Consider the following 11,553-nt stretch of genomic DNA (forward strand, 5'->3'; position numbering starts at 1 on the left):
TCTGCGAACGTCGTCGTACGGGGTTGTCACAACAGGCCGACGGCCGTGTCCACCGCCGTCTCCACACTGCCCTCGGCCGGGTAGAGCAGCGAGCGGCCGACGACCATGCCCTGCACGGTGGGCAGCCGCAGCGCCTTGCCCCACCGCTCGTAGGCCGCCTCCTGGTCGCCGACCTCGCCGCCGAGCAGCACCATCGGCAGCGTCGAGCTGCGCAGCACCTCGTCCATGTCGTCGACGTTCTCCGTGACCGGCAGCTTCAGCCAGGTGTAGGCGGAGGTGCCGCCGAGCCCGGAGGCGATGGCGATGGACCGGGTGACGGCCTCGGCGGACAGGTCGTTGCGGACCCGGCCGTCCACCCGGCGGGAGATGAACGGTTCCACGAACACCGGCAGCCGGCGCGCGGCCATCGCGTCCACGGCGCGGGCCGAGGACTCCAGCGTGGCCAGCGAGCCGGGGTCCGCGTAGTCGATGCGGACCAGCAGCTTGCCCGCGTCGAAGCCGAGCCGCTCGATGTCCTCGGCGCGGTGGCCGGTGAAGCGGTCGTCCATCTCGAAGGACGCCCCGGCCAGGCCCCCGCGGTTCATCGACCCCATGACGACCTTGTTCTCCAGGGCGCCGAGCAGCAGCAGGTCCTCCAGGATGTCGGCGGTGGCCAGCACCCCGTCCACACCCGGCCGGGACAGCGCGACGCACAGGCGTTCCAGCAGGTCGGCCCGGTCCGCCATGGCCAGGCGCCGGTCGCCTATGGCGAGCGCGCCCCGGGCGGGGTGGTCGGCGGCCACGATCAGCAGCCGTCCGCTGTCGCCGATCAGCGGACGGCGCGCCCGGCGGGCGGCCGCCTCGGCGACGGCCTCGGGATGCCGGGCGCGGACCGTGGTGAGGTCGGGGATGCTGAGATTCAAGGGAAAGGCTCCGTTCAGGACTGGCTCGGCCGGCCTGCCGCGTCCGGCTCCGCGGCCCGCGCGAGGAGGTCAGCGACCTCCGGCCCGGTCGGCATGGCGGACGAACAGGCGAGGCGCGAGGCGACGAGGGCACCGGCCGCGTTGGCGTGGCGCATGGTCCGCTCCAGGTCCCAGCCGGCGAGCAGACCGTGGCAGAGCGAGCCGCCGAAGGCGTCCCCGGCACCGAGACCGTTGACCACCTGGACCGGCACCGGAGGCACCTCGGCGCGGGTGCCGTCCCGGTGCACGGCCAGGACGCCCCGCGGCCCCTGCTTGACCACGGCCAGCTCCACCCCGGCGGCCAGCAGCGCCTCGGCGCACGCCTCGGGCTCGCGCACCCCGGTGGCGACCTCGCACTCGTCGAGGTTGCCGACCGCGACCGTGGCGTGGCGCAGCGCCTCGCGGTAGTAAGGGCGGGCCTGGTCCGGGTCCCGCCAGAACATGGGGCGCCAGTCCAGGTCGAAGACGGTGGTGCCGGTCTTGGCGCGCGCCTCCAGGGCGGCCAGCGTGGCGGTGCGGCTCGGCTCCTCGCTCAGGCCGGTGCCGGTGATCCAGAAGATGCCGGCCGCGCGGATCGCGGACAGGTTCAGCTCGTGCGGGTGGATCTCCAGGTCGGGCGCCTTGGGGCGACGGTAGAAGTAGAGGGGGAAGTCGTCCGGCGGGAAGATCTCGCAGAACGTGACGGGGGTCGGGCAGTCGGCCACCGGCGTCACCCAGCGGTCGTCCACGCCGAAGTCCTTCAGCGCCTCGTGCAGGTAGGTGCCGAAGGGGTCGTCGCCGGTGCGGGTGATCACCGCGGTGGAGCGGCCGAGCCGCGCCGCGGCGACCGCGACATTCGCGGCCGAACCGCCCAGGAACTTCCCGAACGTCTCCACCTGCGACAACGGCACCCCGGTCTGCAGGGGATAAAGGTCGACCCCGATGCGGCCCATGGTGACGAGGTCGAAATACTGTGGTGTGGCCATTGAGCGACGCTCCTCGAGGTGCGGGGGATGCGGGTCCCAGGACGCCCTGCCACGGTGGGACGTGCATCCGGGGACCTGCCGCCTCCCAGGTGTAGGTCTCGAGGGGCGGCGGTGTCAATAGTTTGTACTTACATTCGGACGAGCGCGTGAAATGATGTCTTAACAAAGTATTGACAGCAGGCGGTTCTGGGGATTGGATCGCGTCCCAGCACAACCGCCGTGTGTGATGGCACACACCCCCGGACTCCCGAGGTTCCGGGCATCGGACTCTCGGACTCCTCGCCCTTTCCCCCGTGAAGCACAGTGAGGTGCAGGACTGATGGACCGCTCTTCCCACCCCCGTTCCCGCAGAGTCGTACCGTTCGTCGCGGTCGCGGCGGCAGCCGCCCTGACCCTCGCCGGTTGCTCCAGCGGCTCCGGAGGCAAGAAGTCCGAGGAAGGCGGAGCGGACGCCTCGGCCGGCAAGGCCTCGACGCCGCAGATGACGGTGGCCCTGGTCACCCACCAGGCGCCCGGTGACACCTTCTGGGACATCGTGCGCAAGGGTGCGCAGACCGCCGCCGACAAGGACAACGTCAAGCTGATCTACTCGGCGGACCCGAACGCGGGCAACCAGGCCAACCTGGTGCAGAACGCCATCGACCAGAAGGTCGACGGCATCGCCGTCACCCTCGCCAAGCCGGACGCGCTCAAGGGCGTCATAGCCAAGGCCGAGGCGGCGGGCATCCCGGTCGTCGGCATCAACTCCGGACTGAGCGACTGGAAGGACCTCGGACTGCTGGAGTTCTTCGGCCAGGACGAGACCGTCGCGGGCGAGGCGTTCGGCAAGAAGCTCAACGAGGTCGGCGCCAAGAACGCCGTCTGCGTGGTGCAGGAGCAGGGCAACATCGGCCTGACCCAGCGCTGCGCCGGTCTGGAGAAGACCTTCGAGGGCAAGACGCAGGTCCTCAACGTCAACGGCACCGACATGCCGTCGGTGAAGTCGACCATCAGCGCCAAGCTGAAGCAGGACTCCTCCATCGACTACGTCGTCACCCTCGGCGCGCCCTTCGCGCCGACCGCGGTGCAGTCCGTCCAGGAGGCCGGCAGCAAGGCCAAGGTCGCCACCTTCGACCTCAACAAGGAGCTGACCGGCGCCATCAAGGACGGCGACATCCAGTTCGCGGTGGACCAGCAGCCCTACCTCCAGGGCTACCTCGCCGTCGACGGCCTGTGGCTCTACAAGAACAACGGCAACTACAGCGGCGGCGGCGAGCAGCCCGTGCTGACCGGTCCGGCGTTCGTCGACAAGTCCAACGTCGACGCGGTCTCCCAGTACGCCGCGAAGGGCACCCGGTGATGAGCATGGCCCAACAGGCTGAGCCGGCGGCGACCACGCCGCCGGCCCCCGGCCCCGAGCAGCAGAAGGACGGCCGCACCACGCGGCGCCCGCTGGCGCTGCGCCTGCTCGCCCGGCCCGAGGTCGGCGTGTTCCTCGGCGCCGTCGCCGTCCTGGTGTTCTTCCTGTTCGCCGCCCCGCCGGTGCGCGACGGCAGCTCGATGGCGAACATCCTGTACCAGTCGTCGACCATCGGGATCATGGCGCTGCCCGTGGCGCTGCTGATGATCGGCGGCGAGTTCGACCTCTCGGCCGGCGTCGCCGTCGTCACCTCGGCGCTCACCGCGAGCATGCTCAGCTACCAGCTCACCCTGAACGTGTGGGTGGGCGTGATCGTCGCCCTCGCGGTGTCCCTCGCTGTCGGCTTCTTCAACGGCTGGATGCTGGTGAAGACCGGCCTGCCCAGCTTCCTGGTCACCCTCGGCACCTTCCTGATCCTCCAGGGCGTCAACCTCGCGGTGACCAAGCTCGTCACCGGCAACGTCGCCACCGACAACATCAGCGACATGGACGGCTTCGACCAGGCCAAGGCGCTGTTCGCCTCCAGCTTCGAGGTCGGCGGCGTCCAGGTGAAGATCACCGTGATCTGGTGGCTGGTCTTCGCCGCCCTCGCCACCTGGGTCCTGCTGCGCACCAAGTACGGCAACTGGATCTTCGCGGTCGGCGGCAACAAGGACAGCGCCCGCGCGGTGGGCGTCCCCGTCACCTTCACCAAGATCTCCCTGTTCATGCTGGTCGGCTTCGGCGCCTGGTTCGTCGGCATGCACAACCTGTTCTCCTTCAACACCGTGCAGTCCGGCGAGGGCGTGGGCCAGGAGCTCATCTACATCGCCGCGGCGGTCATCGGCGGCTGTCTGCTGACCGGCGGCTACGGCTCGGCGATCGGACCGGTCTTCGGTGCCTTCATGTTCGGCATGGTGCAGCAGGGCATCGTCTACGCCGGCTGGAACCCCGACTGGTTCAAGGCCTTCCTCGGCGTGATGCTGCTCGGCGCCGTCCTCATCAATCTGTGGGTCCAGCGCACGGCGACCCGGAGGTGACCGCAATGACCGACAAGACGACCGGCACCGACGGTGCCGTCCTCACCGACACCCCGGCCGAGGACGACCGCCCCCTGGTCGAACTCCGCGCCGCCGGCAAGTCCTACGGCAACATCCGCGCCCTGCACGGCGTCGACCTGACCGTCCACCCCGGCAAGGTGACCTGCGTCCTCGGCGACAACGGCGCCGGCAAGTCCACCCTCATCAAGATCATCTCGGGGCTGCACCGGCACACCGAGGGCGAGTTCCTCGTCGACGGCGAACCGGTGCACTTCTCCACCCCGCGCGAGGCCCTCGACAAGGGCATCGCCACCGTCTACCAGGACCTCGCCGTGGTCCCGCTGATGCCGGTGTGGCGGAACTTCTTCCTCGGCTCCGAGATGACCAAGGGCCCCTGGCCGCTGCGCCGCCTCGACATCGACCGCATGAAGCGGACCGCCGACGAGGAACTGCGCAACATGGGCATCGTCCTGGACGACCTGGAGCAGCCCATCGGCACCCTCTCCGGCGGTCAGCGCCAGTGTGTGGCGATCGCCCGGGCCGTCTACTTCGGCGCCCGCGTCCTCATCCTCGACGAGCCGACCGCCGCCCTCGGCGTCAAGCAGTCCGGCGTCGTCCTGAAGTACATCGCCATGGCCCGCGACCGCGGCCTCGGCGTCATCTTCATCACCCACAACCCGCACCACGCCTACATGGTCGGCGACCAGTTCAACGTGCTGCGCCTGGGCACCCTGGAGCTCAGCGCCGACCGCAGCCAGGTCAGCCTCGAGGAGCTGACCAACCACATGGCCGGCGGCGCCGAACTGGCCGCCCTCAAGCACGAGCTGGCGCAGGTCCGCGGCGTCGACACGGAGGGGCTCCCCGAGGCCGGCGCCCTCCAGGCACCCACGGCCGCAGCCCCGGAAGGGAAGTCCTGACATGGCAGTCGCGCTCGACCGCATCCGGGTCGGTTCCGCCCCCGACTCCTGGGGCGTCTGGTTCCCCGACGACCCGCAGCAGGTGCCCTGGCAGCGCTTCCTCGACGAGGTCGCCGAGGCCGGCTACTCCTGGATCGAACTCGGCCCCTACGGCTACCTGCCGACCGACCCGGCTCGGCTCAAGGACGAGGTGAGCCGCAGGGACCTGAAGGTCTCCGCCGGCACCATCTTCTGCGGGCTGCACCGCGGGCCGTCCGAGTGGGACGCCACCTGGGAGCAGGTCAGCCGCGTCGCCGCGCTCACCCAGGCGATGGACGCGAAGCACCTGGTCGTCATCCCGTCGTTCTGGCGCGACGACAAGACCGCCGAGATCCTGGAGCCCCCGGAGCTGACCACGGAGCAGTGGGGCCATCTCACCCGGGGCATGGAACGCCTCGGCCGCGAGGTGAAGGAGACGTACGGGCTCGACATCGTCGTCCACCCGCACGCCGACACCCACATCGACACCGAGCAGCACGTCGAGCGTTTCCTCGACTCCACCGACTCGCGCCTGGTCAACCTCTGCCTGGACACCGGCCATTACGCCTACTGCGGCGGCGACAGCGTCAAGCTGATCGAGACCTACGGCGAACGCATCGGCTACCTGCACCTCAAGCAGGTCGACCCGGAGATCCTCGCCGACGTCGTCAAGAACGAGATCCCGTTCGGGCCCGCCGTCCAGCGCGGCGTGATGTGCGAGCCGCCCGCCGGGGTGCCCGAGCTGGGCCCGGTCCTCACGGCCGCGCAGAAGCTGGGCGTGGACCTGTTCGCGATCGTCGAGCAGGACATGTACCCCTGCGAGCCCGACAAGCCGCTGCCCATCGCGGTGCGCACCCGGAAGTTCCTCCGCTCCTGCGGCGCCTGACCATCATCCACCGGAGCGGGAGGCGACACACATGAACCGGCGCGAGCCCCTCGGCATCGCCGTCATCGGCACCGGCCGCATGGGCGCCGACCACGTCCGGCGCGTCGACCGGGTGATCAGCGGGGCGCGGGTCGCGGCGGTCGTCGACATCGACGGCGAACGCGCCAAGGCCGTCGCGGCCGGCGTCGACGGCTGCACGGCCCACACCGACGCCGCCGAGGCGCTGGCGTCGGACGCCGTCGACGCCGTACTGATCGCCTCCTCCGGGCCCGCCCACGAGGAGGCCCTGCTCGCCGCGTTCGCGCGGGACCTGCCCGTGCTGTGCGAGAAGCCGCTCACCCCCGACGCGGCCTCCGCGCTGCGCGTCGTGGAAGCCGAAGCCGCCCTCGGCCACCGCCGGGTGCAGGTCGGCTTCATGCGGCGCTACGACACCGAGTACGTCCGTCTGAAGGCCCTGCTGGGCAGCGGACAACTGGGCCGGCCACTGATGCTGCACAACCGTCACCGCAACGTGGCCAGCCCGCCCTTCTTCACCAGCTCCATGCTGATCAGCGACTCCGTCGCCCACGAGGTCGACGCCACCCGCTGGCTGCTGGGCCACGAGATCACCGCCGTCACGGTGCTGCGGCCGACCCCGTCCTCCGGCGCCCCCGACGGACTGCGCGACCCGCAGTTCGTCGTCCTGGAGACCGACGGCGGCGCGCTCTCCGACGTCGAGATCTTCGTCAACTGCGGCTTCGGCTACCAGGTGCAGGCCGAGGCGGTCTGCGAACACGGCACCGCCCGCATCGGGGACGGCCACCACCTGGTCACCAACAGGGCGGGACGCTGGGGCGGCACCATCGCCCAGGACTGGACCGAACGCTTCGCCCAGGCCTACGACGACGAGGTCCAGGCGTGGGTCGACGCCACCCGCCGCGGCGAGGTCACCGGCCCCAGCACCTGGGACGGCTACGCCGCCGCGGCCGTCTGCGAGGCCGGCGTCCGCGCCCTGGAGGAGGGCGGCCGGGTGGCGGTCGGCCTCGCGGAGAGGCCGCCGCTCTACGCCTGAACCCGCCCGTGGGTCCGGCCCTTGCGTACGACTCGCCCGTGGGTCCGGCCGTCGCGTACGGCCGGTCCTACGCCAGGTCGTCGAGCCACAGCACGATGCCCGTCAGGCCGTTCAGCACCGCCGCCACCCCCGCCCGCACGGCGGCGGCGCAGCGGGCCTCGGTGAAGGACGCCGGGTCGTACGTGGACGACATGCCGAGCCCCTCGCCGCGGAACGACGCCCCGCTCCAGTCGGCGGCGGTCACGTTCTCCGTCGGCTCGGCCAGTTCCGCTCCCACCACCAGGAACCGCTGACCCAGATGGCTCGGGGTGACCGCCGCGAGCGGGTCCACCAGGTCGTTCCCCGCGCTGACCACGAGGTCCGGCCCCATGTCGATGGCCTTCTTGACAGCGGCGACATGACCGGTGGGGTCGTCGGCGGTGACCGTGCGCAGGTCGACGTCCTCCTCCTCGGCCCACTCCTCGACCGCGCTCACCAGCGACCGCGTCGGCCGGTCGTCCCCGGCGGTCAGCAGCACGACCCGGTACCCCTTCGGCGGGTGCACGTCGTCCCAGGAACCCGGCCGCGGTGTCACGGTCGCCTCCGGGGTGGGCGTGGCGGTGGGGTCGGTGAATCCCGGGCCGAGCGCGCCCACGGGCGTGGGGGCGGCGCGCGGACGTGACCAGTCGTCGGCCGAGGCGCATCCGGTGGCCAGTGCGGCGACCGCTGCCAGCACGGCGGCGGCCCGAAGCGGTGAACGCAAGACGATCGTCCCTCTGAACGGTGGCGGGTGCGGTGGTGCGCGGAAGCGCGCGCCCCCATCCTGCGCCGCCGCACGCCCTCACGGACCCCGTCGAGGGCCCGGGAACGGGTTGTTGTCCGACGTTTCGCCGCCGCGTCGGACGCCGTTCATCCGCTCCGCGCACGGTGCTCCGGAAACCTGAAGGAGCACCATGTCACAGCGGATCCGCCGCACTCTTCTCACCCTGTGCCTCGCCGTCGCCGCCCTCGCCGGGTTCGGCGGACAGGCGCAGGCGCACGGCTTCACCTCCACCGTGTACGCCGACGTCGTCGAGCACGACGGCCGGCCCCGCACCAGCCTGGAACTCGAGTACGACCTGCTCGTCGTCTCCGCCGCCGACGCGGAGGACGACGACGCCCTCTTCCAAGAGGGCACGGCCGCCTTCGAGAACGGCGACGACCGCAGCCGGGCCCGGGTGCTCGACGACCACGCCGAGGCCGTGACCGGCTACGTCACCCGGCACTTCTTCCTCGCCTCGGGCGGCCGGCCCTGCACCGCCCACCGGGCGGGCGACGTCACCATGACCCGGCGCGAGGGCGTCCCGTACGCCGTCCTCGTCCTCGACTGGGCCTGCGCGGACGGCGACGGACCGGTGCTGCGCAGCACGCTGTTCCCCGACCGGGAGCAGTACGTCAAGGACACGAAGACGATCGTCACCTACGCCGTCGACGGGCTCTCCGGCAGCGCCGCGCTCGACGCCGCCCACCCGTCCTTCTCCCTCGACCAGGCCTGGTACGAGCGGTTCGCCGAGTTCTTCCGCCTGGGCGCCGAGCACCTGCTGACCGGCATCGACCACATCCTGTTCCTGCTGGCCCTGATCGTGGGCTCGCGCACCCCGCGCGAGGTCGTGCTCGCCGCGACGAGCTTCACGCTGGCCCACTCGGTCACGTTCCTGCTCGCCGCGCTCGGCCTGGTGGACGTCCCCGCGGACGTCGTGGAACCCGTCATCGCCGCGTCGATCGCCGTCGTCGCGGGCTGGCACCTGTGGCGGCTCGCCCGCCGCGCCGACCGTCATGTACCGCTCGGACGAGGGCACTTCCGGCTCGATCGGGCCGGGTGGACCCGGCTGGCCGTCGTGTTCTGCTTCGGGCTGGTGCACGGGCTCGGGTTCGCGGGAGCGCTGGGCATCGACGCGGCGTGGTCCTGGACCCTGCTCTGGTCGCTGGCCGTGTTCAACCTCGGCATCGAGGCGGTGCAGCTCGCGCTCATCGGACTCACCTTCCCGGCGCTGGCGGTGCTGCGGCGCCGGGCACCCCGGGCGGGCCGCCTCGTCACCGGACTCGTCGCCGCCGGGGTCGCCGTCATGGGCCTGATCTGGTGCGTGCAGCGCGTCGCCGGGACCTGAACCCCCCTTGGCGGAACGTTCAGTCAACCCGGCCGGATCGTTCGCCTCCGGTTCACGCCCGGCAGACAACGTACACACCGCCAATCCGTGCACTCATGTACGCACAAGGAACGAAAGAACTCATGAGACCCAGCAGCAAGACCCAGACCGACGGCTCCGTACGGCGCCGTGTGGCCGGCGGTGCCGCCACGGCGGTCCTGGGACTGACCATGGCGCTCGGCAGCGGCGCGGCGGCCCCGGCCGTCGCGGCCGACAGCGCCGAACTGTCCGGCGTCGTCCTCGGCGTCGGCGCCGACGAGACCCAGCGGACCGTCACCTGGTACTCCACGACGGACACCGCGCAGCAGCTCCAGGTCGCCCCCACCGCAGCCGTCACCGACGGACGGTTCCCGGCCGACGCGGCCACCTTCGCCGCCACCGGCGGCGCCAACATCACCTCCAGCGGCGGCTACAACCGCCACGCCACCGTCACCGGCCTCAAGGAGAACGTCGAGTACTCCTACCGGGTCGGCTCCGAGGGCAACTGGTCGAAGACGTACACCTTCAAGACGCGTGACTTCGAGGGCGACTACGACTTCCTGTTCCTCGGCGACCCGCAGATCGGCTCCAGCGGCGACGCGCAGAAGGACGGCGCGGGCTGGGCCGACACCCTGAAGGTGGCCACCGAGGCCAACCCCGACGCCGAACTGCTCGTGTCCGGCGGCGACCACGTCGAGAGCGCCAACGACGAGAAGCAGTGGGCGTCGTTCCTCGGCCCCGACCAGCTCCGCCAGGTCCCGCTGGCCGCCACCATCGGCAACCACGACGTCGGCGGCAAGGCCTACGAGCAGCACCACTTCACGCCCAACACCGACCGGTCCGACGCGTACTACGACAAGGACGCGGCGACCCGCTCCGGCGGCGACTACTGGTTCGTCCACAAGGACGTGCTGTTCATCGACATCAACAGCAACGCCCAGAGCGACACCAAGGACGCCCAGCACGTCGACTACATCACCGACGTCATCAAGAAGCACGGCTCGGAAGCCAAGTGGAAGGTGCTGGTCTACCACCACTCCATCTACTCGCCCGCCAGCCACTCCTACGACCAGGGCAACAAGGACCGCCGCAAGGACTTCACCACGGCGTTCTCCGACCTGGGCATCGACATGGTGCTGCAGGGCCACGACCACAGCTACTCGCGCAGCTACGCCATCAAGAACGGCCAGAAGGCCGATCCGGCGGAGCAGCCGGGCCAGGCCGAGGTCTACCCGGGCCCGGGCGGCGTCATCTACGTGACCGCCAACTCGGCCTCCGGCTCGAAGTACTACGACATCAAGAAGCCTGACAACTCCGGCACGGGCGTCCAGGGCAACGGCCCCGACCCGCTCAACCCGGACAACTTCTGGTTCAACTCGGTCGAGAACCAGGAGCACGTGCGGTCGTACGTCCGGGTCAAGGTCAGGGCCGACAAGCTGGTCCTGGAGAACGTCCGCTCCGGCACCTGCGCCACCCCGAACCCGGCCGTCGACAACGGCAACGTTCCCTGCTCCAACCCGGACAAGCCGGTCGGCTCCGTCGTCGACAAGGTCACCGTCCACCCGTACAACGGCGACGGGCAGTCCCTCCAGGTGAACGTCCCGGACGCGGCGCCCGGCGAGTTCGGCTGGACCATCGACGGCTACAACGGCCTGGTCGACCTCGGTACGGCCAAGGAGCGGGACGGCGACCACTTCGAGGCCGCCGGCAAGATCAACCCGCTCCGGGTGACCGACAGCCGCCGCTCGCTCTCGCCCTGGTCGGTCTCGGCCAACGTGAGTGACTTCCAGGACGCCGGCAAGAAGTTCGCCGGCTCCTACCTCGGCTGGAAGCCGTACGTCCTCAACGGCGGCGCGGGCGCCAAGGCGGCCTCCGCCGTGGCCTCCGGCTACGACGACAAGGGTGCCGGTCTGTCCGTCTCGCGGGGGCTCGCCTCCGCCGAGCAGGGCCACCCGCGGGGCGAGGCCCGGCTGGGTGCCGACCTGGACCTGAAGATCCCGGACAGTGTCGCGAAGGGCTCCTACCGGGCGACCCTCACGATCACCGCGCTCAGCAGCTGATCCGTCCGACGGCGTGGGGGGGGCCCCCCCCGCGGGGGGCCCCCCCCCCCCCCCCCCCCGGCGGCCCCCCCCCCCCCCCGCGCGCCCGCCCCCCCCCCCCCCCCCCCCCCCCTCCCGGTCGGCGCCCCCACCCAGTTTGCGCCCCCGGCCACC

Annotated in this window: 10 protein-coding genes; 7 read left to right on the forward strand and 3 right to left on the reverse strand. The window is 71.2% G+C overall.

Annotation, left to right across the window (positions count from 1 at the left end; genetic code table 11):
- Positions 1-26 precede the first annotated feature (26 nt).
- Together ACIF8S_RS32675 and iolC are read right to left on the reverse strand one after the other, a co-directional pair.
- Positions 27-902 carry a deoxyribose-phosphate aldolase gene (locus tag ACIF8S_RS32675; protein ID WP_400004088.1) on the reverse strand — a complete coding sequence of 292 codons (876 nt, stop codon included), beginning with the start codon at positions 900-902 and terminating at the stop codon, positions 27-29.
- Positions 903-916: 14 nt separating this feature from the next.
- Entirely contained in the window at positions 917-1,906 is a 990-nt protein-coding gene (iolC, locus tag ACIF8S_RS32680) for a 5-dehydro-2-deoxygluconokinase (RefSeq protein ID WP_400004090.1), read from the reverse strand.
- 319 nt (positions 1,907-2,225) lie between these two features.
- Between iolC and ACIF8S_RS32685 the strand changes: the two genes are divergently transcribed.
- Genes ACIF8S_RS32685 through ACIF8S_RS32705 form a run of 5 tightly spaced genes read left to right on the forward strand, consistent with a single transcriptional unit; the run spans position 2,226 to position 7,196 of the window.
- Complete coding sequence (locus ACIF8S_RS32685; protein ID WP_145824905.1) at positions 2,226-3,245, forward strand: sugar ABC transporter substrate-binding protein; 1,020 nt, start codon at positions 2,226-2,228, stop codon at positions 3,243-3,245.
- Positions 3,245-4,324, forward strand: coding sequence for an ABC transporter permease (locus tag ACIF8S_RS32690; protein WP_400004092.1), 1,080 nt, complete (start codon positions 3,245-3,247; stop codon positions 4,322-4,324). Before ACIF8S_RS32685 ends, ACIF8S_RS32690 begins: the two co-directional genes overlap by 1 nt.
- Before the next feature lie 5 nt (positions 4,325-4,329).
- Entirely contained in the window at positions 4,330-5,241 is a 912-nt protein-coding gene (locus tag ACIF8S_RS32695) for an ATP-binding cassette domain-containing protein (protein WP_349793983.1), read from the forward strand.
- Position 5,242: 1 nt separating this feature from the next.
- Complete coding sequence (locus ACIF8S_RS32700) at positions 5,243-6,145, forward strand: sugar phosphate isomerase/epimerase family protein (protein ID WP_400004094.1); 903 nt, start codon at positions 5,243-5,245, stop codon at positions 6,143-6,145.
- Between the two features lie 31 nt (positions 6,146-6,176).
- Positions 6,177-7,196: a Gfo/Idh/MocA family protein gene (locus ACIF8S_RS32705; RefSeq protein ID WP_400004096.1), complete on the forward strand. Its 1,020-nt coding sequence runs from the start codon at positions 6,177-6,179 to the stop codon at positions 7,194-7,196.
- 67 nt (positions 7,197-7,263) lie between these two features.
- Here the strand turns inward: ACIF8S_RS32705 and ACIF8S_RS32710 are convergent, their stop codons facing one another.
- Positions 7,264-7,938 carry a hypothetical protein gene (locus ACIF8S_RS32710; protein WP_400004098.1) on the reverse strand — a complete coding sequence of 225 codons (675 nt, stop codon included), beginning with the start codon at positions 7,936-7,938 and terminating at the stop codon, positions 7,264-7,266.
- Positions 7,939-8,128: 190 nt separating this feature from the next.
- Between ACIF8S_RS32710 and ACIF8S_RS32715 the strand changes: the two genes are divergently transcribed.
- Both ACIF8S_RS32715 and ACIF8S_RS32720 read left to right on the forward strand, forming a co-directional pair.
- Positions 8,129-9,322 carry a HupE/UreJ family protein gene (locus ACIF8S_RS32715; protein ID WP_400004100.1) on the forward strand — a complete coding sequence of 398 codons (1,194 nt, stop codon included), beginning with the start codon at positions 8,129-8,131 and terminating at the stop codon, positions 9,320-9,322.
- A 122-nt stretch (positions 9,323-9,444) separates the two neighbouring features.
- Positions 9,445-11,400 carry an FN3 domain-containing metallophosphoesterase family protein gene (locus ACIF8S_RS32720; protein ID WP_349793977.1) on the forward strand — a complete coding sequence of 652 codons (1,956 nt, stop codon included), beginning with the start codon at positions 9,445-9,447 and terminating at the stop codon, positions 11,398-11,400.
- The last annotated feature ends 153 nt before the right edge of the window (positions 11,401-11,553 follow it).

The organism is Streptomyces sp. NPDC085937, assembly GCF_044540535.1.
Taxonomy (GTDB): domain Bacteria; phylum Actinomycetota; class Actinomycetes; order Streptomycetales; family Streptomycetaceae; genus Streptomyces.

What these genes read in the sequence shown, in the direction of transcription:
- iolC (WP_400004090.1), bottom strand. Translation starts at nt 1,906, where the DNA reads ATGGCCACACCACAGTATTTCGACCTCGTCACCATGGGCCGCATCGGG.
- ACIF8S_RS32685 (WP_145824905.1), top strand. Translation starts at nt 2,226, where the DNA reads ATGGACCGCTCTTCCCACCCCCGTTCCCGCAGAGTCGTACCGTTCGTC.
- ACIF8S_RS32690 (WP_400004092.1), top strand. Translation starts at nt 3,245, where the DNA reads ATGAGCATGGCCCAACAGGCTGAGCCGGCGGCGACCACGCCGCCGGCC.
- ACIF8S_RS32695 (WP_349793983.1), top strand. Translation starts at nt 4,330, where the DNA reads ATGACCGACAAGACGACCGGCACCGACGGTGCCGTCCTCACCGACACC.
- ACIF8S_RS32700 (WP_400004094.1), top strand. Translation starts at nt 5,243, where the DNA reads ATGGCAGTCGCGCTCGACCGCATCCGGGTCGGTTCCGCCCCCGACTCC.
- ACIF8S_RS32705 (WP_400004096.1), top strand. Translation starts at nt 6,177, where the DNA reads ATGAACCGGCGCGAGCCCCTCGGCATCGCCGTCATCGGCACCGGCCGC.
- ACIF8S_RS32715 (WP_400004100.1), top strand. Translation starts at nt 8,129, where the DNA reads ATGTCACAGCGGATCCGCCGCACTCTTCTCACCCTGTGCCTCGCCGTC.
- ACIF8S_RS32720 (WP_349793977.1), top strand. Translation starts at nt 9,445, where the DNA reads ATGAGACCCAGCAGCAAGACCCAGACCGACGGCTCCGTACGGCGCCGT.